This is a genomic window from Chromobacterium sp. W521 (assembly GCF_052805975.1).
Genome location: NZ_JBRBAF010000002.1, coordinates 89,107 through 114,230, shown reverse-complemented (window position 1 = coordinate 114,230; position 25,124 = coordinate 89,107). Strand labels below are relative to the sequence as shown.

Below are 25,124 nucleotides of genomic sequence, written 5' to 3'. Positions count from 1 at the left end.
CCGGCCTCAGCGTAGCGATGGCGGCTCCACCGGCTGGGGCGGCGACGGCGGCAAGTCGTCGAACAGATCCAGTTGGTTCTCGTCCTTGACCGGCGCCGTCTCGGCCTGCGCCGCTGGCTCGACCGGAAGAGGCTCCAGCAGATCCGGCTGCAGGCCGCCGTGGATGACGTTGGCCGCCTCTTCCACCGGCGCGCGCGCCTCGTCCGCCAGCGCGCGCAGTTCGGCGCCGTTCTGCTCCATCGCCTCGCGCACGCCCCGAACTTCGGAATCGAGCTGGCCTTTGAACGACTGCGCGGCGTCCTCGATGTCCTGCCGCAATTCGTTCAGACCGGTCAAGTTGGCCTGCTGCTGGATATCGGCCTTCACCGTGGCCACAAAGCGCTGGGCGCGGCCCACCAACGCGCCCAGAGTGCGCGCCACCGTGGGCAGGCGCTCCGGCCCCAGCACCACCAGGGCCACCACGCCTATCAACAGGATTTCGCCAAAGCTGATTTCAAACACGCTTGAACCGCGCCTTATTTCTTGTCGGCGTCGCCGTCGATGATACGGCCGGTTTCGGCCGGCTTATCCTTGGCGGCCTTGTCGTTCTCGCCGTTCATGCCTTCCTTGAAGCCTTTAACGGCGCCGCCCAGATCTTCGCCGATATTACGCAGTTTCTTGGTGCCGAACACCAGCACCACGATCAGCAATACCACCAGCCAGTGCCAGATGCTGAAAGAACCCATGATTCACTTCCTTATCAAATCGAATGAATGCGCGGAGGCCGCCCGGCCGTCCGCTCCGGCCTGATCGGCCAATCAGTTTTTGTGGCCGAATACATGCACGTGCAGGTGAAACACTTCCTGCCCGCCGCCGCGGCCGGTGTTGATGCCGGTCTTGAAACCAGCCTCCAGACCCTGTTCGCGCGCCAACTTGGGCGCCAGCGTCAGCATCTTGCCCAGCACCGCCTCGTGCTCGGGACCGCAATGGGCCAGCGAGTCCACATGTTGCTTGGGAATCAGCATGAAATGCACGGGAGCGATCGGACGAATGTCGTGGAAGGCCAGCACATCGTCGTCTTCGTAGATTTTATTGGCCGGAATCTGCCCGGCCACGATTTTGCAGAAGATGCAATCTGTCATTGTTGTCGGCTCTCGCTAAATCTTAAGGGGTGGGGGCGCGGGAGGCCTTTTCATCCAGGCCGGAAATACCCTCGCGCCGCTTCAACTCCATCAGCACGTCCTCGGGCCGCAGGCCATGATAGGTCAGCAACACCATGCTGTGGAACCACAGATCGGCCACCTCGCGCACCAAGTGCAGCTTGTCCTTGTCCTTGGAGGCCATCAGCGTCTCTGCCGCCTCCTCCGCCACTTTCTTCAAAATGGCGTCCTCGCCCTTGTGAAACAGGGACGCCACATAGGAAGACTGGGAACTGGCTTCGCGCCGCGCTTCCAGCGTGTCCGCGATGGTTTTCAGCACATCCTGGCTCATGTCGCTATTCCTTTACGCCGCAACCCCGGCAAGTATATGTCGTTCCGATGGCAAAACGATAACAATCGGCTTGCCGGCTGCCATTCTAACGGCCGGCCGCCGCGCGGCGTTGACCGCGCGCAAGTCAATCCTTGCGATAGATCGCATCCGGGTCCTTCAACACCGCGTCGACAACTACCCAATCCTGCCGCGCTGAGTCGAAACGTCGGTAGAAACAGCTTTCACGGCCAGTGTGGCAGGCAATGCCGCCAGCCTGCTCGATCTGCATCACCACCACGTCGCCGTCGCAATCCAGCCTCAGCTCCTTGACGGTTTGCAGATGGCCGGAGTCCTCGCCCTTCTTCCACAGCTTGCCGCGCGAGCGGCTCCAGTAATGAGCGACGCCGGTTTCCGCGGTCAAGGCCAGGCTGTCGCGGTTCATCCATGCCACCATCAGCACCCGGCCGCTGGCGGCGTCCTGGGCGATGGCGGCCACCAGGCCCTTGTCGTCCCATTTGACTTCATCCAACCAATTCATGGCTCACCTTTGCGCCGCGCGCCTTGGCTATGAGTGGCGGCGCGGAAAATGATTCAGCGCGGCGTCCGCTTCGCTTCAAATTAAGACGCCGGCAAGTGGGTTTATGTTCTAAGAACCTGTTCATAGTCTGCTGCGCTTCGTGAAGCGTTGCGCGGTGAGTACAAGCTCAACATGCTCATGTACCCCTCGACCATTCCGCTTTTTCGCTGGCTTTCGCCTTGTCTCGCCCTAGCTCGCGAAACTTTGAACAGGCTCTAAAGTCCTGCGCGCAAGCGCGAGACAGGACGTTGACGCAAACAAGGCGGGAGCGTTTAGAGGCCGTGCCCGGCGGCAAGCGCGACGGGCATGGAACCAGCTATCACAGCCGCACCTCAATGCCGGCGTCCCGCATCGCCTGCTTGGCCTCCGCCACCGTGTGCTCGCCAAAATGGAAAATACTGGCGGCCAGCACCGCGTCGGCCTTGCCCAGCTTGACCCCGTCCACCAAGTGTTGCAGCGTGCCCACGCCGCCGGAGGCGATCACTGGGATATCCACCGCCTCCGACACCGCGCGCGTCAGCTCCAGATTAAAGCCGATCTTGGTGCCGTCGCGGTCCATGCTGGTCAGCAGGATTTCTCCCGCCCCTAGTTGCTGCATCTGGCGCGCCCACGCCACCGCGTCGATGCCGGTGCGCGTGCGGCCGCCATGGGTGAACACCTCCCAGCGGTCGTTCTCCGGCGTCACCGCCTTGGCATCCACCGCCACCACCACACACTGACTGCCGAAGCGGTCGGCCGCCTCGCTGACCAACTGCGGGCGGGTCACCGCCGCGGTGTTGATGCTGACCTTGTCCGCGCCGGCGCTGAGCAGGCGGCGGATGTCCGCCACCTCCCGCACCCCGCCGCCCACGGTCAAGGGAATGAACACCTGCTCCGCCACCGATTCAATCACGTGCAGGATGATGTCGCGCTGGTCCGAGCTGGCGGTGATGTCCAGAAAGGTCAACTCGTCCGCGCCCTGTTCGTTGTAGCGACGGGCGATTTCCACCGGGTCGCCGGCGTCGCGCAGGCCCAGGAAGTTGACGCCTTTAACGACGCGGCCGGCGGTCACGTCCAGACAGGGGATGATGCGTTTGGCAAGCATATGGGGTCCGGCAAACAGCCAAACGGCCCGGACAGTGAGTACGGGCCGGCAAGGCTTGATGAGTCGAGATACAGGCTCTCAGAACCTGCTCATAGTCTGCTGCGCTTCAGCGGCACGGCGTTGAAAACGCCTGGTCTCGCTCTTGCTCGCGCGACTTTGAGCAGCCTCTCAGTCCGACAATTCGTCGGCCAGCGTCTGCGCGGCGGCGAAATCAATGCCGCCTTCGTAGATGGCGCGACCGGTGATCGCGCCTTCGATGCCCTCGTCCTCCACCGCGCACAGCGCGCGGATGTCGTCGAGATTGCTCAGACCGCCGGAAGCGATTACCGGGATGGTCAACGCCTGCGCCAGCTTGACGGTGGCGTCGATGTTGACGCCGTTCATCATGCCGTCGCGGCCGATGTCGGTGTAGATCACCGAATTGACGCCGTAATCCTGGAAGCGCTTGGCTAGATCGACCACCTTGTGGTTGGTGATCTTGGCCCAGCCGTCTACCGCCACCATGCCGTCCTTGGCGTCCAGGCCGACGATGACCTGGCCTGGGAAGGCGTCGCAGGCATCATGCAGGAAGCCGGGGGTCTTGACCGCGGCTGTCCCTATGATCACGTAGGACAAGCCCATGTCCAGATACTTCTCTATGGTGTCCAGGTCGCGGATGCCTCCGCCCAACTGCACCGGCAATTCATCGCCGACCTCGCCCAGGATGTCGCGGATCACCGCCAGATTCTTGGGCTTGCCGGCGAAGGCGCCGTTGAGGTCGACCAGATGCAGGCGGCGAGCGCCCTGATCGCGCCAATGGGCGGCGACTTGCACGGGGTCGTCGGAGAAAACGGTGGCATCGTCCATCACGCCCTGTTTCAGGCGTACGCATTGACCGTCTTTCAGGTCTATCGCGGGTATGAGCAGCATGGTGCTAAATCAAACGTGAGTTAAACACTGCCATCCCAGGCCAGGAAGTTCTTCATCATCTGAAGACCGGCCCGGTGGCTCTTTTCGGTGTGGAACTGGCTTGCGAAGATGTTCCCACGACCGACAATACAGGAAAACCGCTCGGGATATTCACTTTCCGCCAGCGTCAGGCCCGCATCGGCCGGCGCAAAGTGGTAACTATGCACAAAATAGAAACGCTCGCCGTCGGCGATGCCGGCGAACAAGGGGTGGACTGTTTTCTGGAACACCTGGTTCCACCCCATGTGCGGCACTTTCAAACGCTCGCCCTCGGCGTCGCGCAGCCCGGGGGCAAAGCGCGCCACCTTGCCGGGAAACAGGCCCAGGCCTTGGGTCGGCCCCTCCTCGCTTTCCTCGAACAATAGCTGGGCGCCGACGCAGATGCCAAAAAACGGCTTGCTCTTGGTGCTTTCCCTTATCGCATCGGCCAAACCGTGTTGATTCAGTTCCCGCATGCAATCCGGCATCGCGCCCTGCCCGGGAAAGATCACCTTGTCCGCCCTGAGCACTGCCTCCGGCTCGCTGGTAAGAAAGATGTCCGCGCCGATGTCATTGACCGCCTGCGCCGACTTGAGCACCGAATGCAGGTTGCCCATGCCGTAATCCACTACTGCGACTTTCATCTTGCTACAAGCTCATGTTCGGGGTGTGGCAGAACTCCAGCGCAATGCCGCCTGGATCCTGAAAAAAGACGGCGTAGTAACCGTCGCTGTAATGCTCGTACTCGGCCGGCGCATCGGTGACCCGCGCGCCGATTCGCAGCAAAAGCGCATGCAACGCGTCCACCGCCTGTCGGCTGGGCGCATTGAAGGCCAGATGCTGCAAGCCGACGCCATGGCGGACAAAGCCCGCATCCATGGTTTTGCTCTGTTGCAGGTAGATTTCGTAGTTGCCGGCGACATAGGCGCGCGCATCCGCGCTACTGCGCCCCCGCCAGCCCATCGCCGGCATCACCTGGTCATAGAACGTCAGCGCCGCCGCTAGGTCGGGCACCGACAAACACAGGTGGTTGAGGCCGGCGATGCCGGAGTCGACCCGGCTCATACGCTCAGCGTGCCCTTGGTGGACGGCGTCTGCCCCGCCATGCGCTCGTCCACCTCACAGGCCATGCGCAGAGCGCGACCAAACGCCTTGAAGATGGTCTCGGCCTGGTGATGGCTGTTGACGCCGCGCAGATTGTCTATGTGCAGCGTGACCATGCTGTGATTGACGAAGCCATGAAAGAACTCGGAAAACAGATCGACGTCGAACTGGCCGATGCTGGCGCGGGTGTATTCGACGTTGTACACCAGGCCCGGCCGGCCGGACAGATCAATCACCACCCGGCTCAGCGCCTCGTCCAAGGGCACGTAGGCGTGACCATAGCGGCGGATGCCCTTCTTGTCGCCTATCGCCTTGGCGAAAGCCTGTCCCAGAGTGATGCCGATGTCTTCCACCGTATGGTGGGCGTCAATGTGCAGATCGCCGTGGGCAACCACGTCCAGATCGATCAAGCCGTGGCGGACGATCTGGTCCATCATGTGGTCGAGAAAGGGCACGCCGGTTTCAAAGCGGCCGACCCCGGCGCCGTCCAGGTTCAGGCTGACGGTGATCTGGGTTTCCAGGGTATTGCGGGTAACGGTTGCGGTTCTCATGACTTAGGCGAAGTAAGCGTCCAGGGCTGCCAGCATGGCGTCGTTTTCCTGCGGCGTGCCCACGGTCAGCCGCAGGCATCGCTCCAGCAGCGGATGGCTGCCGTGCAGTTGCTTGATCAGGATGCCGCTGGCCTTGAAATGCTGGTACAAGGCCGGCGCGTCCGGCACCCGGATGGTGATGAAATTGGCTTCGGACGGGAAAGCTTCCACGGCGGCGTAGTGCGCCAGCCCCGCCGCCAGCCGGCCGCGTTCCTCGCACAGCTCCGCGGCCTGACGGTTGAACACCTCGATATGGCGCAGCGAGAAGCGCGCGGCGGCCTGGGTCAGCACATTGATGTTGTACGGAGGGCGCACCTTGTCCAACTCGCGGATCCAGGCGGCGGGGCCGGCGGCGTAGCCCAGCCGGATGCCGGCCAGGCCCAGCTTGGACAGCGTGCGCATCACGATCAGATTGTCGCGCAGGCCGGCTAGGTTCATGAAGCTGTCGCTGGCGAAAGCCTGGTAGGCTTCGTCCACCACCACCAGGCCGGGCGCGGCCTCGCAGATCGCCTCCACCTCGGCGCGGGCGAAGCGGGGACCGGTCGGATTATTGGGGTAAGACACGAACACCACCGCCGGCTGATGCTCGGCGATGGCCGCCAGCGTCGCCGGCAGATCCAGGCTGAAATCGGAGCGCAGCGGCACGCCGACGTAATCGAGGCCGGAGAACAACGCGTTCATCTTGTACATCACGAACGACGGCTCTAGCGCCAGCAACTTGGCGCCGGGGCGGGCCAATGCCTGAGCCACCAAAGTGATCAGCTCGTCTGAGCCGTTGCCCAGCAACACATCGGCCGGCTCGGGGATAGCAAACGCCTGCTTCAGTTGGGCTTTCAAGGTGCCGCCGGATGGATCCGGATAACGGTTGACCGCGACGTCGGCCAAGACCCGCGCCAGTTCTTGGCGAAGCTCGGCCGGCAAGGGCCACGGATTCTCCATGGCGTCCAGCTTGATGTAGCCGTCGGCGGAGGCTACCGGGTAGGCGCTGATGGCGGCGATCTCATCGCGCACCAATTGTCGGACGGACTTTTTCATGACATCGCAATCGGCCTCGCGGCCAACAAGAGCCCCGTGGACGGAGCCGTGTTATCGGAAACGGCGAAAAGCTATAGTAGCGTGTTCATTCGCTTTCAGCTACTCAACCCAGTCAGCCCGTTCCCGCAGCCGCGCCGGCAGCTGGACGTGGTCGCGCGCCATCCCTTCGCGGCTGAAAACATAACGGCCTTCCGAAGGCGTCACCGGGAACAGACTGGCCACCGACTGACCTTGGAACAGCACCTGTTCGGCCAATTTGGCCGCCTCTCGGCCTTGCTCGTAGCCGGACAGCACCAAGCCGCCCGCGGCTTTGTCCTTGCCCACGGCGAAGTCCCAAAACGCAAACAACGGCAGCTTGGCGTGAGCGGCGGTCCAACGCAGCGCTTCATCGCCGGGCACTACCCTGCCCCCGGCATCGCGCAGGGTGAAGTAGAGGCCCACCCAGATCGCCTGGTAACGGTCGGCTGCGCTCAGCACTCGCCGCTGCCACTCGGCGTAGGAGCCGGTCAAGAACAGGTCGACATGGATATTGGCCAACAACATGGTGTCTCGGCCGACGAAGGTCTCGTCGCGGATGATCCGCGAGGTCAGGTCGTCGTCGAACAACACCAGGGCGTTGCGCAAGCCTTTGACGGTTTTACCCAGTTCGAAGACGCTGCGCAGGATCAAGGGCCGCTCCAGCACGCCGCTGACGTTCGTCGCCGCGCCCGGGAAGTAATTGCGCGGATTGTTGTTGATGCCTAGATAGATCACCGGCACGCCTTGCTGAGCCAGCTTGCTGCCCACTCTCTGTAACGCGGCATCGTCGCCGACGATGACAAGATCCGGCTTTATTTTAGCCGCCATGGCCAGCGCCTCGTCGGCGCGCGCCTGATGCTGGGCCGGCGGCAGGCGCTTGGTGTCCATCGCGTAGTAGCTCAATTGCGCGCGCTTGCCCAGACGCTCCTGCAGCGCGCGGCGGTAATCCCGATCCCAGGGGTAGTCGCTATGATAGCTCTCCACCAGCAGCACTCGCGGCTGCGCCCAAGCCGCCGCGGACAAGAAAAAGGCCAGACAGAGTCCGGCCATGATGCGTAGCAGCCCAGCCATCGCCTTCTCCGGTTACTTATCCAGATTAAGCGATGACGCGGCATTTTGCTCTTGACGCTATGCGTCCAAGCGCAGTTCCGCGGCGCGCGCGTGCGCGCTCAGGCCTTCGCCGTGAGCCAGCAGGCTTGCAACCTGGCCCAGCGCCCGCGCGCCGGCCTGGGACACTCGGATCAGGCTGCTGCGCTTCTGGAAATCGTACACGCCCAGCGGGCTGGCGAAACGCGCGGTGCGGCTGGTGGGCAGCACGTGATTGGGGCCGGCGCAATAATCGCCCAGGCTTTCCGAGGTGAAGCGGCCCATGAAGATGGCGCCGGCGTGGCGAATCCGCGGCAACAATTCGTCCGGGTTGGCCACCGACAGTTCCAGATGCTCGGGCGCGATGTAGTTGGCGATCTCGCAGGCTTGCGCCAAGTCGCTGACCTGAATCAGCGCGCCGCGGTTGCCCAAGCTGGCCTCGATGATTGCGCGGCGCGACATCTGCGGCAGCAACCTGGCGACGCTGGCCTCGACTTGGGCAATGTATTCCGCCGACGGGCACAGCAGGATGGCCTGGGCGATTTCATCGTGCTCGGCCTGACTGAACAAGTCCATCGCCACCCAGTCCGGCGGAGTGTCGCCATCGCAGATCACCAGAATCTCGGACGGGCCGGCCACCATGTCGATGCCCACCACGCCGAATACCCGGCGCTTGGCCGCGGCGACGTAAGCATTGCCCGGGCCGGTGATCTTGTCGACCTGAGGCACGGTTTCGGTGCCGTAGGCCAGCGCAGCCACCGCCTGCGCGCCGCCACAGGTGAACACCTTGTCGACGCCGGCGATATAGGCTGCCGCCAACACCAGATCGTTGCGCTCGCCGTCCGGCGTCGGCACCACCATGATGATTTCGCCCACGCCAGCTACTTTGGCCGGCAGCGCGTTCATCAGCACCGAGCTGGGATAGGCGGCCTTGCCGCCCGGCACGTAGATGCCGACGCGGTCCAGCGGCGTCACTTGCTGCCCCAACAGGGTGCCGTCCTCGTCTTGGTAGCTCCAGGAATGCGCCAGCTGCTTCTCATGATAGCGGCGCACCCGCTCCGCGGCGGTGCTGAGCGCATGGCGCACTGGATCGCTCAGCCGCTGGAAGGCGGCCTCCAGTTGCTCTCGCGACAGCGTCAGATCGGCCATGGAGACGGCGCGCATGCGATCGAAGCGGTTGGTGTATTCGATCACCGCGGCGTCGCCCCGCGCTTTGACATCGTCGCAGATGGCGGCGACGGCGGCGTCGACAGCCGGATCTTGCGCGGTTTCAAAGGCCAGCAGCGCCTGCAGGCGGTCGGTGAAATCGGCTTGGGAAGAAGACAGTTTCAGCATGGAGCGGACCTCAGGCCGGCACGGCGCCGGCGAATGCGTCCAGCACCGGCTGGATCACGTCGTGTTTGAGTTTGAGCGCGGCCTGGTTGACCACCAGCCGCGAACTGATGTCGACGATGTGCTCGACCGCGATCAGATTATTGGCGCGCAACGTCCCGCCGGTGGAGACCAGGTCGACGATGGCGTCGGCCAAGCCGACCAGCGGCGCCAGCTCCATCGAGCCGTAGAGCTTGATGATGTCCACGTGCACGCCTTTGCGGGCGAAGTGCTCGCGCGCGATCTGCGGATACTTGGTGGCGATCTTCAGCCTCGCGCCGCGACGCACCGCGGCCTCGTAATCGAAGCCGTTTTGCACCGCCACCATCATATTGCACTTGGCGATATTGAGATCCAGCGGCTGGTACAAGCCGGCGCCGCCGTGCTCGATCAGCACGTCGCGGCCGGCGATGCCCAGATCGGCCGCGCCGTACTGGACGTAGGTCGGGACGTCGGACGCGCGCACGATCACCAGCCGCACCCCTGGATGGTTGGTGCCGATAATCAGTTTGCGCGAGGCTTCAGGGTCCTCCGCCGGCAAAATGCCGGCGGCGGCCAGCAAAGGCAGAGTTTCTTCAAAGATGCGCCCTTTGGACAGGGCAATAGTCAGCTTCATGATGTATTGCGGCAAGGATAACGAAATCGAAGTTAAGGCGGAGCGACGCGGGCTCAGCCCACCAGAGCGCGGCGTTCGCGCTCCAGCAGGCCGACATAGCGCTGGATCAACGTCTCCATCGCCGGCGTCAGCCCCAGATAGGAGCAGCCTATGCGCACGGCTTCGTTGCCGTTGCGCAATTTAGCGGCCAGCCGGTGGCGGACTTCCAACCCGATATGCAGCGCGCCCAGCGGTTTCAAATCCAGCGTGCAGCGCTGGTATTGCTGGCCGATGTCGAAGCCGGGCGTTCCCGGCTGCGGCAGCCACATGCTGACGCCGCCCAGGCTGACGTCGAACAAGGCCAGGTCGACGGGCTTGTGCGGATAATCGGCCACATGGCACATCACTGGGCTGGCCACCGGGGTCTGGATGCGGAAGAACTCGCGGCGCTGCAGCTTGATCACCTGCTCGGGCAGATCCGCCTGGAAGGCCGGCTGGCCCTCCCACTCGACGCGCCGCACCTGACCGGTGACGAATTGGGTCTTGACGCCCTCCGGCGAGCAGACAAAGACATTGCGCTCGCTGGCCAGTAAATGCTCATTGGTCTCCGGGTCCGCGCCCCAGTCGAACACCAGCGTGCCCGCCTTGTGATCCACTTCCAGGAAGCGGGTCAGGATGAAGGTTTTACCCTTGTTGGAAAACACCGTCACCATGTGGCCGTTCTTGGCGATGCCGGCCAGGTGATGGGCGATCTCCACCGACGTGGACAGCGTGTATTTGGCGAGATCCAACGATGGCTGCGAGCCGGATGTTGCGCCAGCGTTATGGTCGTTGCTCACTTTGATCCGACTTTCATGTCTGCGTCAGTTTCCGATACGCCAAGTTTAGCGTAACAACTGTTCAATATCATGAGCCAAGCTCGCCGACGGCGTGCCGTAGGCCTCAAACACACGCAAACGGCCCTGTTTATCCAACAGATAGGAGCCGGCGCTGTGGTCCACGCTATAGCCGCCGCCCGGCTGGTTCACCCGCTGGGCGACAATCTTGTACTGATTCTTTATCTGCTCAACCTCGCCTGCCGTGCCGGTCAGGCCAACGAAGCCGCGGTTGAAGTGCGGCACGTAACCGGCCAGCACCTGCGGCGTGTCGCGTTCGGGATCGATGCTGACGAACAGCACCTGCACCTGTCCGGCCTTATCGCCCAGTTGCTTTACCGCGGCCGCGTATTCCAGCATGGTGGTCGGGCAGACATCCGGGCAATGGGTGTAGCCGAAGAACAGCGCCACCACTTTGCCTTGGTATTGAGACAGGCTGCGGCGCTGGCCTTGATGGTCGGTCAACGTGAAATCGCCGCCTATCGATGCTCCGGCGACATCGGTGCCTTTCAAATCCAGCTTGGGTTCATTCGGCGAGCACGCGGCCAGCCACAACGGCAGCAACAGCCAGCCGGCGAGTTTTATCAATTTGCGCATCAGGAAACGGGTATCAGCCAGTAGTGGTCTATCAGCAGGGCCGCGAACAGCCAGGTCAGATACCAGATCGACCAGGCAAAGGCGCGGCGGGCCAGAGCGTCAGCATACTGGCGATGCAAGCGCACGGCAAGGAAGAGCAAACGCGCGTCCAACGCCAGCGCCGCCAGCAGATAGAGCCAACCGGCCGCGCCCATCGCCACCGGCAGCAGGGTGATGGCCGACAACAGCAAGGCGTACAGCAAGATGGACAGCGTGGTGAAACGCTGGCCGTGAGTCACCGGCAGCATCGGCAGCCCGGCGCGGGCGTAATCGTCGCGGCGATACAAGGCCAACGCCCAGAAATGCGGCGGCGTCCAAGCGTAGATGATCAGGAACAACACTAAGGCGAACGCGTGCACCTCCCCGGTCATCGCCGCCCAGCCCAGCACCGGCGGCATCGCGCCGCTGGCGCCGCCGATCACGATGTTCTGCGGCGTATTGGGCTTGAGCAGCAAGGTGTAGACGATGGCGTAGCCAACGAAAGTGGCCAGCGTCAGCCAGGCGGTCAAGGCGTTGACCAGGCCGGCAAGCAAGGCCATGCCGATGCCGCCGGCGGTCAGAGCGATGACCAGGGTCTCGCCCGCGCCGGCCTCGCCGCGCGCGGTGGCGCGCCAGGCGGTGCGACGCATATTGGCGTCCACCGTGCGCTCCACCAGACAGTTGATCATCGCCGCCGCGCCGGCCACCAGGGCGATGCCGGCGGTGGCCGGCAGCAAACGCGCCGGATCCGGCCAGCCCGGCCCCGCCAGGAACATGCCGATCACCGCGCAGAACACGATCAGCCCCACTACCCGGGGTTTGGCCAATTGCATCAAGGCGACCGCGTGCTGGCGCGCCTGCTGAAGTTCCGCTGCGTTCATGTTTTCCCCCTTCAGGATGCGGCGCTCAAACCCACTCGCGATGATTTTTCGAAAGACCCGGCAATGATCCGGCCGCGGCCTGCGGCTGAACAGCTCGCGCCGGGCGCAAGCGCAGCGCCAACAAGCTGGACGCCAGCAGCAAACTAGCAGCGCCGGCATTGTGCGACACCGCCGCCGGCAAGGGCAGCGCCAGCAGCACATTGGCGACGCCCAGGGCTAGCTGGCAGCCCAGCAGCGCCAGCAAACAAGCCAGATGGCCCCGCAGCGCCGGCAGCCTCCAACCGGCGCGCGCCGTCGCCAGGCACAAGACGGCCACCAACGCGGCCCCAAGCCGGTGCAGCCAATGCACCGCCACCAAGTTGCCCACCGCCAACGGGCTGCCGTCCGGCGCCTCGCCCAATGCCCGGAACAGATGAAAAGCGTGCTCAAAGCGCATCTGCGGCCACCATTCGCCATTGCAGGCGGGGAAGCCCTGACAGGCCAGAGCGGCGTAGTTGGTGGACACCCAGCCGCCTAGCGCCACTTGCAGGACCACCGCCAGGACCAAGCCGCGCGCCAGCCAGTTAAGCGCCGCCGGCGCCTCCACCGGCCGCAGCCGCGGGGACAAGGCCAGCCAGGCCAACAGCAGCAGCACCGACATGCCGCCAAGCAGATGAAGGGTGACGATGGCCGGCTTGAGCAGCAGGGTCACCGTCCACATGCCCAACAGGCCCTGGGCCGCCACCACCGTCAGCAATGCGCCGGCCGCGCGGCGATGCCGCCGCGCACGCCAGGCTTGCCAGGCAACGGCGACAATCAAGGCCCCAAGCGCGCCGGCCAGATAGCGATGGCTCATTTCCTTCCAGGCTTTGCCCAGACTGACCGGCCCGTCCGGGCTCTGGGCATGTTGCCGCTGGATGCTCTCCGCCGCGTGGTGCGGGGATATCTGGCCGTAACAACCCGGCCAATCCGGACAGCCGAGCCCGGCGTCGGACAGGCGCACATAGGCGCCGAAAGGCACGACCACGCATGCCAGGATGAATGCCAGCCAGATCAGTCGCCTCATGCTGCGCTCCCCTTGTCGAGCGGCCAACAAACTGCGAAAGCCGCGGGCCGTGGCGGCTAGCGGCCAAATGGACTCAACCGATGCCGTTATTGGTTTTCAGCACGCGGCCTATTTCCTGGATCACTTTCTTGGGGTCAGCGGCGTCGGGATAAAACAGCACCTGGTTGCCCAGCGGGTCCACGAGGTAGTAGCCGCCGTCGTCAACGCCGGCCTGCGCGGACTGCACGATGTGAGTGGCGTCCACCTCCTCATGCGCGGCCTCCTCTTGCCAGCCCAGCCGGGTCAGACGGCCGGCGGCCTCGCCCTGAGCCCGCTGAATCTGGCGCATCGCGAAAAAGCGCTGCTGGCAGCGCGTCTGGCAGCCGGGCTCTATCCTGGCCGCCAGCACCCACTTGCCTCGCGGCCACCCCTGTGCGCCGATCAAGGCGAACGGGCGCGTCGGCAGCAGTTGACCGTAGCTCTTGCCGCCCTGCGGCGGCATCAGCCGGTAAGCGGCCCATGAGGCGAGCACCGGCGCCAGGCAGATGGCCGCCATTAACAGCAGCTTGAACCGGCCGCGGCGGCGGGACGGCTCTGCGGGCGACGCCTGCTGGGACAGCTCATCGACGCGGCTCATGGGAACGTCTCCTCAACGTATGCAAGGACAGCAGCAAGAGCAGGCCCAACAGCAGCCATTGCGCCGCATAGGCGTAATGGCGCTCCGGCATGAATTCCGGCAGGACCGGCCAATGCCGCAACGGATCCGGCGAATGCTCCAGCACCACCACGCCTTGATGCCAATGGCCGGGATAACGCTGACGCAACGCGGCCATGTCGATGGCGTCGACGCGGCCCTCAACGCCGGCCACCGCGCCTGGCAACACAAAGTGGCGCGGCAAGGGCATCCAGTGACCGCGCAAGGTCAAGGCTTGCGAATCGATATCGGGCAGCGGCACGCCGTCGGCCAGCCAGCCCAAGTCCACCAAGGCCATCGCGCCGTCCTCCAGCCGCCACGGCTGTAGCATGCGTCGGCCCTTGACCTCGCCCAGATAGCTGTTTTCCAGTTGCAAAACCGGCCCGGCGGGATGAGCGCCCGGCAAGGCCACCCGGCTGAACTCCGGCTGAGGGCTGGCTTCCCGGTAAATCAGGCTGACCGGCGGCACTCCGATGGCGCTGGTCAACGAGCGCAACAGTTCGGTCTTTTCCTGCGCGCGCTGCCATTGCCAGGCGGCCAGGAAGAAAGGCAACACCGCCATGGCCAATAAACACAGCCAAACCAGCCGTTTGCCGCTAGACTTCAAAGCTGAAGATCGACGTCGACCGGGGGATTCCGCAATGAAACTTGTCATCCTGTTCTTGCTCGCCTGCATCGTGCTTGCCCTGTTCTGGGGCCTGACCGGCCTGCTGAAATCCGATCAAGGCTCTCAACGTCTGGTTCGCTCCCTCACTTTACGCATCGGCCTGTCCATCGGCCTGTTTCTGCTGCTGCTACTGGGCGCGCTGTTCGGCTGGTGGCGCCCACATCAAGCTTAGCCGAGCCACCCGCCCACGTCCCCACCCCGCCCCTGACCTTTGGTCTGGCCGCGCCGCTCACAGCCAGTAGACGAAGACGAACAGCAACAACCACACCACGTCGACGAAGTGCCAGTACCAGGCCGCTGCTTCAAAGGCAAAGTGGTGCTGGCCATCGAAATGTCCGCGCATCACCCTCAGCCACACCACCGCCAGAATAATAGTGCCCAACAGAACGTGTATGCCGTGAAAACCGGTCAGCATGAAGAAAGTCATGCCGTAAGCGCCGGAGGCCAGGCTCAGGTTCAACTCGCTCATCGCGTGGCCGTATTCATACATCTGCAAACACAGGAACAGGGTTCCCAGCAACACGGTCAGCAGCAGGCCCAGCTTCAATTGCGCGCGCCGGCCTTGCAGCAGCGCCCAATGCGCCCAGGTCACCATCGCGCCGGAGCTGAGCAGGATCAAGGTATTCAGCGCCGGCAGCCCCCAAGCGCTCATCGCTTGATAGGGCTTGGTGATGCCCGGCCCCGTGAGCAAGGGCCAGGACGCTTCGAAATCCGGGTACAAGATCTTGTAGTCCATCTCGCCCAAGGTGGGCACCGACACCACCCGCACCCAGTACAAGGCGCCGAAGAAGGCGCCGAAGAACATCACCTCGGAGAAGATGAACCAACCCATGCCCCAGCGGAAGGACATATCCTCCTTGCCCTGGTAATCGCCGTGCCGGCTTTCTCGAATCACGTCGCCAAACCAGCCGAACAACATATAAATCAGGATCAGCGCGCCCACGCCCAGCGACAGCTTGCCCAAGGGCTGGCCGTTGACGGCAAAGGCCGCGCCCAGTCCCAAGCAGAACAGCGCCACCGCGCCCACCGCCGGCCAGCGCGATGGCTGCGGCACGAAGTAATGCGTCTGTTCCCGTTCGTTCGCTGTCGTCATTGCATGCTCCCTGCAACCTGATTAGGACGTGGCCAGCCGCACCACCAATAGCAACACTCCAATAAACGTGGCCGCCAGAAACAGCGCGGTCAGTATCAACTGCAACGGCGACAGCTTGCTGTCCTCGCGCGCGTCCGCTTTGCGGCGCACGCCGAAAAAGGCGGACAACACCGCCTGCACTCCTTGCCACGCTCTCATGAGCCCGCTCCCGTATTGCCCGGCACGTCAAACACGGTATAGGCCAGCGTGATGCTGTCTATTGAGGCCGGCAAACGCTTGTCGACAACGAACACCACTGGAAAGCGTCTGGTTTCGCCCGGCGCGAAAGCCTGCTGACGGAAACAGAAGCACTCCAGCTTCTTGACGTACTCGCCGGCGGCGGCGGGCAGATAACGCGGAATCGCCTGCCCCACCACCCGCTGGCCGCTGGCGTTGGTGATTTCGTACTCCACCTGCACAAACTGGCCGGGCTTCACCTTGAGCCGGGTTTGCAGCGGCCGCACCTGCCACGGCAGGCCGGCCTGGACCGTGGCGTCGAAAGTCATCTCCACCTCGTGGGCCGACGCGCCGCCGCTCGCCGCATCGTCCAGGCTGTCCGCCTTGACCACATCGTTAAGACCCGTGACTTCGCACACGACCTTGTACAGCGGGATCAACCCCCAGGCGAAAATGAACATCAGCAAGGCCACCACCGCCAGCTTCTTCATCAGTTGGCGATTGCTGCGTCCCTGCTTGGCGGCGGCTTCCATGGCATCGTTCTCAGTGATGCTTGCCGCCGGTGCTGGACACCACCACGCCGTTCTCGATCACTTCCAGCTGCGGCGCCTCGGCGAAGCTGTGGTAGGGAGCCGGAGTCGGAATCGCCCACTCCAGCGTGTTGGCGCCTTCCCACGGATGCTGCGGCGCGGGCTTGCCGTGGCGCAACGAGCGCAAAATGTTGAACAGGAAGATCAATTGGCCGAAGCCGAACATGAAAGCGCCGATGCTGGCCAGCTGGTTGAATTCGGTGAATTGCAGCGCGTAGTCGGGAATCCGCCGCGGCATGCCGGCGAGGCCGAGGAAATGCATGGGAAAGAAGGTGACGTTGAACCACAGCAAGGACCACCAGAAGTGCAGCTTGCCCAGGCCCTCGTGGTACATCTTGCCCGTCATCTTGGGGAACCAGTAATAGATGGCGGAGAACAGGCTGAACAACGCCCCGGCCACCAGCACGTAATGGAAATGAGCGACCACGTAGTAGCTGGCGTGCAGTTGGATGTCCACCGCCGCCACGCTGAGGGTGACGCCGGACAAACCGCCGATGGTGAACAGCAGAATGAAGCCGATGGCGAACAGCATGGGCGTTTCGAAGCTCATGCTTCCCTCCCACATGGTGGCCACCCAGTTGAAGACTTTGACCCCGGTGGGCACCGCGATCAGCATGGTCGCGTACATGAAGAACAGTTGGGCGGTGGCCGGCATGCCGGTGGCGAACATATGGTGCGCCCATACCATGAAGGACAGGACGCCGATGCTGGAGGTGGCGTAGACCATGGAGGCGTAGCCGAACAAGGGCTTGCGGGCGAAAGTGGGGATCACCTGGCTGACGATGCCGAAAGCCGGCAACGCCATGATGTAGACCTCGGGGTGGCCGAAGAACCAGAACACGTGCTGATAGAGAATGGGATCGCCGCCGCCGGCGGCGTTGAAGAAATGAGTGCCGAAGTGGCGATCGGTCAACACCATGGTGACCACGCCCGCCAGCACCGGCATTACCGCGATGATCAGGTAGGCGGTGATCAGCGAAGCCCAGGCGAACATGGGCATCCTCATCATGGTCATGCCCGGCGCGCGCAGGTTGAGAATGGTCACGATGATGTTGATCGAGCCCATGATGGAGCTGACGCCCATGATGTGGATGGCGAAAATGGTCATATCCATGCCCATGCCCATCTGGGTGGACAAGGGCGCGTACAGCGTCCAGCCGGCCGCCGCCGCCCCGCCGGGCACAATAAACGAGAGCAAAAGCAGCAGCGCCGCCGGCGGCAGCAGCCAGAAGCTCCAGTTGTTCATCCGGGCGAAGGCCATGTCCGGCGCCCCAATCATCAGCGGCAGCATCCAGTTGGCCAGGCCGGTGAAGGCCGGCATGATGGCGCCGAACACCATGATCAGGCCGTGCAAGGTTGTGAACTGATTGAACAGCTCAGGCTGGAAAAACTGCAGGCCGGGCTGAAACAGCTCTGCGCGGATGCACAGCGCCATCACTCCGCCGGACAGAAACATGATGAAGGAGAACCACAGATACATCGAGCCGATGTCCTTGTGGTTGGTGGCGGCCAGCCAGCGCATGATCCCACTCGGGCGCTCATGATGCCCCGGCGCGTGCCCGGCATGGCCGGCGTCATCGACAATTGCCATATCGCTCTCCTTGCATGGGTTCGCCGCCGGTCCCGGGCTCAGCCGGTGGCGCCGCGGGCCGCCTTGATCTCTTTGGGCTGCACCAATTCGCCGGTGTGATTGCCCCAGGCGTTGCGCTCATAGGTGATCACCGCGGCTATGTCGGTATCGGACAGCTGCTTGCCCCAGGCTTGCATCGCCGGGTTTTTCTGGCTGCCGAACAAGACGATGTGGATGTGCGCCGGCTTGTCGGCGGTGGCTATCCTGGAACCGTCCAGCGCCGGGAAAGCGCCAGGCAAACCCTTGCCGTTGGCCTGGTGACAGGCGACGCAGTTTTGGGCATAGACTTTTTCGCCGCGGGCTTTCAGATCGGCCAGCGTCCACACTTTGTTGGGATCGTCCGCCGCCGCCGCCATCTGCTTTTTCTTGGCTTCAAGCCACTTGGCGTAGTCATCCGGCGTCTTGGCCTCCACCACGATGGGCATGTAGCCGTGGTCCTTGCCGCACAACTCGGAACATTGGCCGCGATACGTGCCGGGTTTGTCTATGCGGAACCAGCTATCGCGCAGAAAACCGGGGATCGCATCCTGCTTGACGCCCAATTGCGGCACCCACCAGGAGTGGATCACGTCGTTGGCGGTCAATAGCAGCCGCACTTTCTTTCCGGTAGGCACCACCAGCGGCTCGTCCACTTCCAGCAGGTAGTTGACGGGTTTGGCCGCCGTGTTGGCGATGGCCTCGCGCGGCGTGGACAAATGGCTCATGAAGCCAAAATTATCGTCCAGATAGTCGTAACGCCACTTCCATTGGTAGCCGGTGACCTTGACCGTCATGTCCTCGCCGCGCGTGCTCTTCTGCGATAGCACCGCCTTGGTCGCCGGCCAGGCCATGCCAATCAGGATCAGCAGCGGGATCACCGTCCAGATGATTTCCACCGTGGTGTTTTCATGGAAGTGCTTGGCCTGGTGGCCGGCGGCTTTGCGATGGCGAACGATGGCGTACATCATCACCAGGAACACCAGAGCGAAAATAACGCAGGTAATCACCAGCAGCATGGTGTGCAGATCATATTGCTGGCGGGCAATGGGAGTGACGGGGGCTTGCAGATTCAACTCGGCCGCTGACGCGCAGGATATCGGCAGCCAACAGCAAAGGATGCGCATACAGGACATGGAGCCCCCCTAGAAATCCTCAACTGACATGAAGTGGTGCTGACTGGTCCGGTCTATTTTCATGACCGGTTAATGGCATGCTAGAAAAAAAGGTCAAGGAAAACAAGAAAATGTCTTGCGGCAACGCAATAAAATATTACGTATGCAACCCCCGATCCGCCCCGCTCCGAGCGCGGCGGCTCAGTTGGATTCGCCCGCCAGATAGGGCACTTCCAGCAATAACGGCGCCGGCATGTGCCTTTGTAGGGTTTCCAGGTTCTGCTCGTAAGCCTGTTGTTGCGGCACCACTCGATTGGCCACCCAGCCGGCTAGCGGCAGGCCGGCGTCCAGTACCGCGCGCGCGGTCAGCAGGGCGTGGTTGATGCAGCCCAGCCGCATCCCCACCACCAGAATCACCGGCAATTGAAGGGCTTTGGCCATATCGGCCATGAACAGTCGGTCCGACAGCGGGGCCAGCCAGCCGCCCGCCGCCTCCACCACCACCACGTCGGCGCAGGCGGCCAATTGCTGGTAATGGTCGACGATCACGTCCAGCCGGATCTCGACGCCGGCCTCGCTCGCGGCGATATGCGGCGACACCGGCGGCAAGAATCGATAAGGATTCATCAGATCCAGATCAGACTGCCCGGTGGCCGTGGTCAGCCTCGCCACATCATCGTTCCACCAGCTGCCGTCGGCCAGCAGTTCGCAGCCGGAGGCCACCGGCTTCATCGCCAGCACGCGCTTGCCTTCGGCCTGCCATTGACGGATCAATTGCACGGCGACGTGGGTCTTGCCGATTTCGGTGTCGGTGCCGGTGATGAAGTAGGCTGCGGACATGGACGCTTTCCGTAGTGGATAGTAGAGAGTTGGCAGTCTAGCGCCGGCCCGTCCACTCGTAAAACGCAAAAAACCCCGGCTCTGCCGCGCAACGACGCCGACCTCATGGGTCGGCAGTCCGCCGCGCGGCCTTGTGAGCCGGGGCCAAATGGGGCGGCCTTGTGGGCCTTATGGACTTCACACTCGATAAAGTGAACTCCCTGGGCCGGGCGGTCTAGCGCTGACTGCGCGCCGACAAGGACGGGATGGAAAACCTTGTCGACGACGCGTCGCGCTGACCGCCTCGGCCGGAAAACCTCATACCAGCGCTTGCGCGTTCAGCTTTTGCTCCTGGTTCATCAATTTGTTCAATGCGGACAGGTAGGCCTTGGCCGAAGACACGATAATGTCGGTGTCCGCGCCCTGGCCGCTGACGATGCGGCCGTCGCGCGCCAGGCGTACCGTCACCTCGCCCTGGGATTCAGTGCCCTTGGTGATGGCGTTCACCGAGTACAGCTCCAACTCCGCGCCGCTGGCGGCCACGCTTTCAATCGCCTTGAAGGCGGCATCCACCGGGCCGGAACCGCTGGACTGGGCGCGACGCTCTTCGCCGTGGGCCAGAAACACGATGGAGGCCACCGGCGCTTCGCCGGTTTCGGTGGCGATTTTCAAGGACACCAGCTTGTAATCCTCTTCGCGGCCGGTGCTGAATTCATCCGACACCAGCGCGTGCAGGTCTTCGTCGAAAATCTCGCGCTTGCGGTCCGCCAGCTCTTTAAAACGCGCGAAGGCGGCGTTCAGCGCTTCCTCGCTGTCCAGCACAATGCCCAGTTCGATCAACTTGGTCTTGAAGGCGTTGCGGCCGGACAACTTGCCCAGAGTCAGGCGGTTGGTGCTCCAGCCCACCGATTCGGCGGACATGATCTCGTAAGTTTCGCGATGTTTGAGCACGCCGTCCTGATGGATGCCGGACTCGTGGGCGAAGGCGTTGGCGCCGACAATGGCCTTGTTGGGCTGTACAGGGTAGCCGGTCACCGTGGACACCAGCTTGGATGCCGGCACGATCTGGGTGGCGTCGATGCCGGTTTCCAGCGCGAAGATATCCTTGCGTGTGCGCACCGCCATCACCACCTCTTCCAGGCTGGCATTGCCGGCGCGCTCGCCCAGGCCGTTGATGGTGCACTCAACCTGACGCGCGCCGCCCAGCACCGCGGCCAGGCTATTGGCCACCGCCATGCCCAGATCGTTATGGCAATGGGCGGACCAGATCACCGTGTCGCCGCCCGGCGTTTTAGCGATCAGTTCGCGGAAGAAGGCTTCGGTGATGAAGGGCACCGCATAGCCGACGGTGTCCGGCACGTTCAACGTGGTGGCGCCGGCCTTGATCACTTCGCCGAAGATGCGCGCCAGGAAATTGATGTCCGAGCGCAGCGCGTCTTCGGCGGAAAATTCCACGTCGTCGGTGTATTCGCGGGCGATCTTCACCGCCGCCACCGCCGCCGCCACCACTTCGTCCGGACTCATGCGCAGCTTCTTCTCCATATGGATGGGGCTGGTGGCGATGAAGGTGTGGATGCGGCCGCGCGCCGCCGGCTTGATCGCTTCGCCCGCGGCGCGGACGTCGCGCTCGTTGGCGCGGGCCAGGCTACAGACGGTGGAATCCTTGATCACTTCCGCGATGGCGTGGATGGCGTCGGCGTCGCCCGGGCTGGCGGCGGCGAAACCCGCCTCGATGATATCCACGCCCAGACGTTCCAGCTGGCGGGCAATCCGGATCTTTTCTTCCTTGGTCATCGATGCGCCCGGCGATTGCTCGCCGTCGCGCAAGGTGGTGTCGAATATATACAGACGATTGCCCATCTGGCTGTTTCTCCCTGGTCCCTGCATTGCAATTTCCGCGCCTGTCCCGACGCCGATCAGATAATCGTTGAAATCGAAGCGTTTACCCTGGCTGGCCGCCATCACCGCCAGCTTATTGAGCTGGGCCAATGGCAGGCTGCCGCGTTCTCTCCATTTGTATATCGCCGCCCGAGTCACCGGCTCATCGGCGAACAAGCGATTCAGATCTTCGGCCAGCTGTCCCGGCCCGCCGAAATCCGCAATCAAGCGTTCAATGTCCAATTGCATCATGTGCTCCCGCAGCAAATTTTGATTCAGCCTACCGGCAACCAAGACATAAAGTCAAATCTGCATGTTGAAATCTGTGATTAAAACGTCACAAGCCATGTCCAAGCGCCGAAAATCGGACATTATGTCCATTTTCATTTGAAAGCTGATTATTGTTTAAGCGATGCACAGGCGATCAGACACCGATAGATCGGTTATAATCTTGGGTTTAGTCTGATTGATCGAGGACAAACCAGTGTCCGAACGCCTGTTCGTGCTGTTGCAACATCTGATGCCCAAGCTGGCCATGACCCGGCTCGCGGGCTGCATCGCCAACTGGGAAGGCGGCAGCCTGACGCAATGGATCATCCGTCGCTTCATTGCCCGCTATAAAGTGGACATGAGCGAAGCCGCCGCCAGCGACCCCGCGGCCTACGCCAGTTTCAACGCCTTCTTCACTCGCGCCTTGCGCGCCGACGCCCGCCCGCTGGCGAGCGAACGGCTGGTCTGCCCGGTGGACGGCGCTATCAGCCAGTTCGGCCGCGTAGAACAGGGACAGATCTTCCAGGCCAAGGGCCGCAGCTACTCGGCCCAAGCGCTGCTGGCCGGCGACGCCGAGTGGGCGCGCCGTTTCGACGACGGCCATTTCGCCACCATCTACCTGAGCCCGCGCGATTACCATCGCATCCATATGCCTTGCGCCGGACGCCTGTTGCGGATGAGCTATGTGCCGGGCGAGCTGTATTCGGTCAGCCCGGCCACCGCCCGCGGCGTGGACCGCTTGTTCGCTCGCAATGAGCGCGTGGTCTGCCTGTTCGAGGGACAAAACGGCCAGCCCTTCGCTCTGGTGCTGGTGGGCGCCACCATCGTCGGCAGCATGGCCACCGTCTGGCACGGCGTGATCAACCCTCCGCGGCCGGGGCAAATCCGCCACTGGGATTACAGCGATCAAGACATCCGCCTGGCCAAGGGGGAGGAGATGGGTCGCTTCCTGCTGGGTTCCACCGTGGTCTTGCTGTTCCCTCAAGGCCCGCTGAGCTTCAACCCCGCCTGGCAAGCCGCTGGCGCGGTGCGCATGGGTGAGGCAATGGCGGACTGAACCAAATAAGCAACGGCGCGAAAGCGCCGTTAATGTGATGGTCTGCCCGAATCAGCAGCCCTGCCGGCGTAAGTTAGCAGGGCTGTTTACTTTTCTGCGTAGGAGGTCATACCCTCATCGGCATCGATATCGGCAAACACAGCTTCCACCTAGTGAGACACGATGTCCACGGCCATACCTTGCTCAAGCGCCAGTTTGGCCGCCACTCCCTGATTGACTTTCTCGCCCGCCACCCGGTCTGCCGTATCGTAATGAAGGCCTGCTACGGCGTGCATTGGCTGGCACGCAAGCTGGCCAGCTTCGGTCATACGGTGCAGTTGATCGCACAGCATTGGAACAACATTTCAATGTTGCCCGGGATGCTCTGGATGGCCTGATCACCCATATGGCGATAGATTACAGCATGGGCCATGCGGATCTGATTGAAACGCATAAAAATTCATCGTGTTTGATAACAAAGACGATGTTCATTTCGTCTTCAACCGCATTCACGACATCAAGCATGCTTTTGACTTGCAAAAGCTCGAAATCCTCGATTACTACACCCATCTTGGCAATTATGTGCCCAGACAGAAGGTGGATTATTTCGGGGTTTAAGCCGAACGAGAGTTTCATCGCCAGGGTTGGCAAGGAGTCATGCCATGTGGGATAGAGTCGTAGTCGGTACACTTGCCATAGCTTTATGTTCCGGCACCGGCATAGCGGTGATTCTCTCAGCCATCTTTCTCTCCATTCAAGAAAGCTTTCACCAAGCCAAGCTGGTAGCCGTTTGCTCAATCGTCGGCCAGGTGTTGTCACTGGCACTGGCCTCTCATCTTGGCAGATTGGCCGACTCGTGCAGGAATACGCATTACCTGCGCATCGCCTACGCCATTGGAATTGCCACGGCAGCCTCCGCCGCACTGCTTTCGTATTTCAGAATCGGCAATCAGCTTTTCCTATATGCGCTAATCGTCACGGCTTCGACCATGACACTGATACGCATTCTGGATCAGTCGACCCGCGGCGCCATTTTGCATGTGCGCTTGCATGAGGAGAAATATCTGGATGCCACACGCTACCTAGAGTTGGTCCGGCAAGGCATTACCTTCCTGTCCGGCTGCATCGCCATGCTTGTGATTCGAAACGACAGCGTCTATTGGGCCTGCCTGTTTTGCATCGCCTGTTTGCTGGTGAGCATCGCCTGCTCATTCAGGCTGGATGGACCAGAGACCAATCATCAAAGCACTCAGCAACAAAAGATCAGCTTGCGTCACATTATCCAAAAACATGTTCTCCACAACGAAAACCGAGTACTGATGCTGCTGACGCTGCTACCCTACGCCATGGTCTTAGCCTTGAATTCGCTGTACCCCAAAATTTTCACCAGCCTCAGCCATAATCCTGTCTACTATTCTGCTCTCGTCATTCCTTACGGTTTAGGCGCCATCATCGGAAGCGCCCTCAAGCCCAGGCAGGAAAGATTTAATCTAGCAGCCCATGCGATAAGACTAACCGGAGCATTCGCCATCTCGCTGGCTGTATTCGCGATAACCAGGCACCACGCCGTCCTTTACGCGTGTATTTTCAGTTTTGCGTTCTGCCATGCGTCGATCCGGGTACAGCGAAACTACCAACTGATGCTGCTCACGGAGAAGGGCATACTGGGATCGGTTTCCGGTTTTTACGAAATGATCGCCTTGGCGCTGGCGATTTCCTTGGCGCTGCTATCCACCGCCATCGCTGACCGGGCAGGCGTTCTGTACAGCATCGGCAGCCTAGGTGCCGTCATGTTGCTCACTTGCGCCTTGATCGCGGCCAGGCAGATCAAGAAGCCGCTGTCCTCCATATCGTCAACTGCGCGCAGCTGAACACGTCGTAAAAAAGCCGGGCAACGCCCGGCTTTGTC

30 protein-coding genes and 1 pseudogene are annotated in these 25,124 nt (G+C 62.4%); 4 read left to right on the top strand and 27 right to left on the bottom strand.

Features of this window, described 5'->3' with window-relative positions:
• Positions 1-6 precede the first annotated feature (6 nt).
• The 20 genes from tatB to ACUXV1_RS02875 all read right to left on the bottom strand — a co-directional run bounded on the left by tatB (position 7) and on the right by ACUXV1_RS02875 (position 14,532).
• Positions 7-501 carry a Sec-independent protein translocase protein TatB gene (gene tatB / locus ACUXV1_RS02970; protein WP_052370776.1) on the bottom strand — a complete coding sequence of 165 codons (495 nt, stop codon included), beginning with the start codon at positions 499-501 and terminating at the stop codon, positions 7-9.
• Between the two features lie 14 nt (positions 502-515).
• Positions 516-725, bottom strand: a complete 210-nt coding sequence (gene tatA / locus ACUXV1_RS02965; RefSeq protein WP_043589548.1) for a Sec-independent protein translocase subunit TatA — start codon at positions 723-725, stop codon at positions 516-518.
• 72 nt (positions 726-797) lie between these two features.
• Positions 798-1,121: a histidine triad nucleotide-binding protein gene (locus ACUXV1_RS02960; RefSeq protein ID WP_019100820.1), complete on the bottom strand. Its 324-nt coding sequence runs from the start codon at positions 1,119-1,121 to the stop codon at positions 798-800.
• 22 nt (positions 1,122-1,143) lie between these two features.
• A complete protein-coding gene (locus ACUXV1_RS02955; protein WP_043589545.1) occupies positions 1,144-1,470 on the bottom strand; it encodes a phosphoribosyl-ATP diphosphatase in 327 nt (108 codons plus the stop codon).
• A gap of 124 nt (positions 1,471-1,594) precedes the next feature.
• The gene (gene hisI, locus ACUXV1_RS02950) at positions 1,595-1,987 is read right to left on the bottom strand and encodes a phosphoribosyl-AMP cyclohydrolase (protein WP_019103913.1); all 393 of its coding nucleotides are present in this window, start codon (positions 1,985-1,987) and stop codon (positions 1,595-1,597) included.
• Between the two features lie 358 nt (positions 1,988-2,345).
• Complete coding sequence (gene hisF / locus ACUXV1_RS02945; RefSeq protein WP_019103912.1) at positions 2,346-3,110, bottom strand: imidazole glycerol phosphate synthase subunit HisF; 765 nt, start codon at positions 3,108-3,110, stop codon at positions 2,346-2,348.
• A 168-nt stretch (positions 3,111-3,278) separates the two neighbouring features.
• The gene (gene hisA, locus ACUXV1_RS02940; protein ID WP_019103911.1) at positions 3,279-4,019 is read right to left on the bottom strand and encodes a 1-(5-phosphoribosyl)-5-[(5-phosphoribosylamino)methylideneamino]imidazole-4-carboxamide isomerase; all 741 of its coding nucleotides are present in this window, start codon (positions 4,017-4,019) and stop codon (positions 3,279-3,281) included.
• Between the two features lie 20 nt (positions 4,020-4,039).
• A complete protein-coding gene (gene hisH, locus ACUXV1_RS02935; RefSeq protein WP_194427425.1) occupies positions 4,040-4,681 on the bottom strand; it encodes an imidazole glycerol phosphate synthase subunit HisH in 642 nt (213 codons plus the stop codon).
• 4 nt (positions 4,682-4,685) lie between these two features.
• Positions 4,686-5,102, bottom strand: a complete 417-nt coding sequence (locus tag ACUXV1_RS02930; protein WP_043636870.1) for a VOC family protein — start codon at positions 5,100-5,102, stop codon at positions 4,686-4,688.
• A complete protein-coding gene (gene hisB, locus ACUXV1_RS02925) occupies positions 5,099-5,692 on the bottom strand; it encodes an imidazoleglycerol-phosphate dehydratase HisB (protein ID WP_081554440.1) in 594 nt (197 codons plus the stop codon). Before hisB ends, ACUXV1_RS02930 begins: the two co-directional genes overlap by 4 nt.
• Before the next feature lie 3 nt (positions 5,693-5,695).
• Entirely contained in the window at positions 5,696-6,766 is a 1,071-nt protein-coding gene (gene hisC, locus ACUXV1_RS02920; protein ID WP_446014700.1) for a histidinol-phosphate transaminase, read from the bottom strand.
• Between the two features lie 99 nt (positions 6,767-6,865).
• A complete protein-coding gene (locus ACUXV1_RS02915) occupies positions 6,866-7,855 on the bottom strand; it encodes an ABC transporter substrate-binding protein (protein WP_446014702.1) in 990 nt (329 codons plus the stop codon).
• 57 nt (positions 7,856-7,912) lie between these two features.
• Positions 7,913-9,205, bottom strand: a complete 1,293-nt coding sequence (gene hisD / locus ACUXV1_RS02910) for a histidinol dehydrogenase (RefSeq protein WP_081554438.1) — start codon at positions 9,203-9,205, stop codon at positions 7,913-7,915.
• Between the two features lie 10 nt (positions 9,206-9,215).
• Complete coding sequence (gene hisG / locus ACUXV1_RS02905; RefSeq protein ID WP_043589540.1) at positions 9,216-9,857, bottom strand: ATP phosphoribosyltransferase; 642 nt, start codon at positions 9,855-9,857, stop codon at positions 9,216-9,218.
• A 53-nt stretch (positions 9,858-9,910) separates the two neighbouring features.
• A complete protein-coding gene (locus tag ACUXV1_RS02900; RefSeq protein ID WP_231138274.1) occupies positions 9,911-10,627 on the bottom strand; it encodes a flagellar brake protein in 717 nt (238 codons plus the stop codon).
• A 93-nt stretch (positions 10,628-10,720) separates the two neighbouring features.
• A complete protein-coding gene (locus ACUXV1_RS02895) occupies positions 10,721-11,308 on the bottom strand; it encodes an SCO family protein (protein ID WP_052370491.1) in 588 nt (195 codons plus the stop codon).
• On the bottom strand, positions 11,308-12,207 hold the full coding sequence (locus ACUXV1_RS02890) for a heme o synthase (protein WP_043636858.1): 900 nt from the start codon (positions 12,205-12,207) through the stop codon (positions 11,308-11,310). Before ACUXV1_RS02890 ends, ACUXV1_RS02895 begins: the two co-directional genes overlap by 1 nt.
• Positions 12,208-12,232: 25 nt before the next feature.
• Positions 12,233-13,252, bottom strand: a complete 1,020-nt coding sequence (locus ACUXV1_RS02885) for a COX15/CtaA family protein (protein WP_446014704.1) — start codon at positions 13,250-13,252, stop codon at positions 12,233-12,235.
• A gap of 73 nt (positions 13,253-13,325) precedes the next feature.
• Positions 13,326-13,868: a hypothetical protein gene (locus ACUXV1_RS02880; RefSeq protein ID WP_043636852.1), complete on the bottom strand. Its 543-nt coding sequence runs from the start codon at positions 13,866-13,868 to the stop codon at positions 13,326-13,328.
• A complete protein-coding gene (locus ACUXV1_RS02875) occupies positions 13,852-14,532 on the bottom strand; it encodes an SURF1 family protein (RefSeq protein WP_052370490.1) in 681 nt (226 codons plus the stop codon). Before ACUXV1_RS02875 ends, ACUXV1_RS02880 begins: the two co-directional genes overlap by 17 nt.
• Positions 14,533-14,566: 34 nt before the next feature.
• On the opposite strand from ACUXV1_RS02875, the gene ACUXV1_RS02870 reads away from it, so the two are divergent.
• Complete coding sequence (locus ACUXV1_RS02870; protein WP_019102806.1) at positions 14,567-14,764, top strand: DUF2909 family protein; 198 nt, start codon at positions 14,567-14,569, stop codon at positions 14,762-14,764.
• Between the two features lie 57 nt (positions 14,765-14,821).
• On the opposite strand, the gene ACUXV1_RS02865 is transcribed toward ACUXV1_RS02870, so the two are convergent.
• The 7 genes from ACUXV1_RS02865 to ACUXV1_RS02835 all read right to left on the bottom strand — a co-directional run bounded on the left by ACUXV1_RS02865 (position 14,822) and on the right by ACUXV1_RS02835 (position 22,158).
• The gene (locus ACUXV1_RS02865; protein ID WP_446014706.1) at positions 14,822-15,685 is read right to left on the bottom strand and encodes a cytochrome c oxidase subunit 3; all 864 of its coding nucleotides are present in this window, start codon (positions 15,683-15,685) and stop codon (positions 14,822-14,824) included.
• Positions 15,686-15,706: 21 nt separating this feature from the next.
• Positions 15,707-15,883 carry a DUF2970 domain-containing protein gene (locus ACUXV1_RS02860; RefSeq protein ID WP_081554436.1) on the bottom strand — a complete coding sequence of 59 codons (177 nt, stop codon included), beginning with the start codon at positions 15,881-15,883 and terminating at the stop codon, positions 15,707-15,709.
• Complete coding sequence (locus ACUXV1_RS02855) at positions 15,880-16,434, bottom strand: cytochrome c oxidase assembly protein (protein ID WP_081554435.1); 555 nt, start codon at positions 16,432-16,434, stop codon at positions 15,880-15,882. Before ACUXV1_RS02855 ends, ACUXV1_RS02860 begins: the two co-directional genes overlap by 4 nt.
• Before the next feature lie 10 nt (positions 16,435-16,444).
• Positions 16,445-18,082 (bottom strand): cytochrome c oxidase subunit I, encoded by a 1,638-nt coding sequence (gene ctaD / locus ACUXV1_RS02850; protein WP_043636843.1) that lies wholly within the window; start codon positions 18,080-18,082, stop codon positions 16,445-16,447.
• Between the two features lie 38 nt (positions 18,083-18,120).
• On the bottom strand, positions 18,121-19,173 hold the full coding sequence (gene coxB, locus ACUXV1_RS02845; protein ID WP_231138272.1) for a cytochrome c oxidase subunit II: 1,053 nt from the start codon (positions 19,171-19,173) through the stop codon (positions 18,121-18,123).
• A gap of 240 nt (positions 19,174-19,413) precedes the next feature.
• The gene (gene bioD, locus ACUXV1_RS02840) at positions 19,414-20,052 is read right to left on the bottom strand and encodes a dethiobiotin synthase (protein WP_043589532.1); all 639 of its coding nucleotides are present in this window, start codon (positions 20,050-20,052) and stop codon (positions 19,414-19,416) included.
• 297 nt (positions 20,053-20,349) lie between these two features.
• Entirely contained in the window at positions 20,350-22,158 is a 1,809-nt protein-coding gene (locus tag ACUXV1_RS02835; RefSeq protein WP_039755701.1) for a 2-isopropylmalate synthase, read from the bottom strand.
• A 235-nt stretch (positions 22,159-22,393) separates the two neighbouring features.
• On the opposite strand from ACUXV1_RS02835, the gene asd reads away from it, so the two are divergent.
• The 3 genes and pseudogenes from asd (at position 22,394) to ACUXV1_RS02820 (ending at position 25,086) form a co-directional block, all read left to right on the top strand.
• Entirely contained in the window at positions 22,394-23,236 is an 843-nt protein-coding gene (gene asd / locus ACUXV1_RS02830) for an archaetidylserine decarboxylase (RefSeq protein ID WP_446014707.1), read from the top strand.
• A gap of 116 nt (positions 23,237-23,352) precedes the next feature.
• Positions 23,353-23,571, top strand: a pseudogene (locus tag ACUXV1_RS02825) (IS110 family transposase); the annotation flags it as partial.
• Positions 23,572-23,877: 306 nt separating this feature from the next.
• Positions 23,878-25,086: a hypothetical protein gene (locus tag ACUXV1_RS02820; protein WP_446014708.1), complete on the top strand. Its 1,209-nt coding sequence runs from the start codon at positions 23,878-23,880 to the stop codon at positions 25,084-25,086.
• Positions 25,087-25,124 lie beyond the last annotated feature (38 nt).

Excerpts from the sequence above, each read along its gene's own strand:
- ACUXV1_RS02860 (WP_081554436.1), bottom strand. The coding sequence starts at position 15,883 with ATGAGAGCGTGGCAAGGAGTGCAGGCGGTGTTGTCCGCCTTTTTCGGC.
- ACUXV1_RS02855 (WP_081554435.1), bottom strand. The coding sequence starts at position 16,434 with ATGGAAGCCGCCGCCAAGCAGGGACGCAGCAATCGCCAACTGATGAAG.
- ACUXV1_RS02885 (WP_446014704.1), bottom strand. The coding sequence starts at position 13,252 with ATGAGGCGACTGATCTGGCTGGCATTCATCCTGGCATGCGTGGTCGTG.
- ACUXV1_RS02915 (WP_446014702.1), bottom strand. The coding sequence starts at position 7,855 with ATGGCTGGGCTGCTACGCATCATGGCCGGACTCTGTCTGGCCTTTTTC.
- ctaD (WP_043636843.1), bottom strand. The coding sequence starts at position 18,082 with ATGGCAATTGTCGATGACGCCGGCCATGCCGGGCACGCGCCGGGGCAT.
- hisI (WP_019103913.1), bottom strand. The coding sequence starts at position 1,987 with ATGAATTGGTTGGATGAAGTCAAATGGGACGACAAGGGCCTGGTGGCC.
- hisF (WP_019103912.1), bottom strand. The coding sequence starts at position 3,110 with ATGCTTGCCAAACGCATCATCCCCTGTCTGGACGTGACCGCCGGCCGC.
- hisB (WP_081554440.1), bottom strand. The coding sequence starts at position 5,692 with ATGAGAACCGCAACCGTTACCCGCAATACCCTGGAAACCCAGATCACC.
- ACUXV1_RS02865 (WP_446014706.1), bottom strand. The coding sequence starts at position 15,685 with ATGACGACAGCGAACGAACGGGAACAGACGCATTACTTCGTGCCGCAG.
- ACUXV1_RS02895 (WP_052370491.1), bottom strand. The coding sequence starts at position 11,308 with ATGCGCAAATTGATAAAACTCGCCGGCTGGCTGTTGCTGCCGTTGTGG.
- bioD (WP_043589532.1), bottom strand. The coding sequence starts at position 20,052 with ATGTCCGCAGCCTACTTCATCACCGGCACCGACACCGAAATCGGCAAG.
- ACUXV1_RS02930 (WP_043636870.1), bottom strand. The coding sequence starts at position 5,102 with ATGAGCCGGGTCGACTCCGGCATCGCCGGCCTCAACCACCTGTGTTTG.
- hisH (WP_194427425.1), bottom strand. The coding sequence starts at position 4,681 with ATGAAAGTCGCAGTAGTGGATTACGGCATGGGCAACCTGCATTCGGTG.
- ACUXV1_RS02870 (WP_019102806.1), top strand. The coding sequence starts at position 14,567 with ATGAAACTTGTCATCCTGTTCTTGCTCGCCTGCATCGTGCTTGCCCTG.
- hisD (WP_081554438.1), bottom strand. The coding sequence starts at position 9,205 with ATGCTGAAACTGTCTTCTTCCCAAGCCGATTTCACCGACCGCCTGCAG.
- ACUXV1_RS02880 (WP_043636852.1), bottom strand. The coding sequence starts at position 13,868 with ATGAGCCGCGTCGATGAGCTGTCCCAGCAGGCGTCGCCCGCAGAGCCG.
- ACUXV1_RS02960 (WP_019100820.1), bottom strand. The coding sequence starts at position 1,121 with ATGACAGATTGCATCTTCTGCAAAATCGTGGCCGGGCAGATTCCGGCC.
- hisA (WP_019103911.1), bottom strand. The coding sequence starts at position 4,019 with ATGCTGCTCATACCCGCGATAGACCTGAAAGACGGTCAATGCGTACGC.
- tatA (WP_043589548.1), bottom strand. The coding sequence starts at position 725 with ATGGGTTCTTTCAGCATCTGGCACTGGCTGGTGGTATTGCTGATCGTG.
- hisG (WP_043589540.1), bottom strand. The coding sequence starts at position 9,857 with ATGAAGCTGACTATTGCCCTGTCCAAAGGGCGCATCTTTGAAGAAACT.
- ACUXV1_RS02890 (WP_043636858.1), bottom strand. The coding sequence starts at position 12,207 with ATGAACGCAGCGGAACTTCAGCAGGCGCGCCAGCACGCGGTCGCCTTG.
- ACUXV1_RS02835 (WP_039755701.1), bottom strand. The coding sequence starts at position 22,158 with ATGCAATTGGACATTGAACGCTTGATTGCGGATTTCGGCGGGCCGGGA.
- hisC (WP_446014700.1), bottom strand. The coding sequence starts at position 6,766 with ATGAAAAAGTCCGTCCGACAATTGGTGCGCGATGAGATCGCCGCCATC.
- ACUXV1_RS02955 (WP_043589545.1), bottom strand. The coding sequence starts at position 1,470 with ATGAGCCAGGATGTGCTGAAAACCATCGCGGACACGCTGGAAGCGCGG.
- ACUXV1_RS02820 (WP_446014708.1), top strand. The coding sequence starts at position 23,878 with ATGTGGGATAGAGTCGTAGTCGGTACACTTGCCATAGCTTTATGTTCC.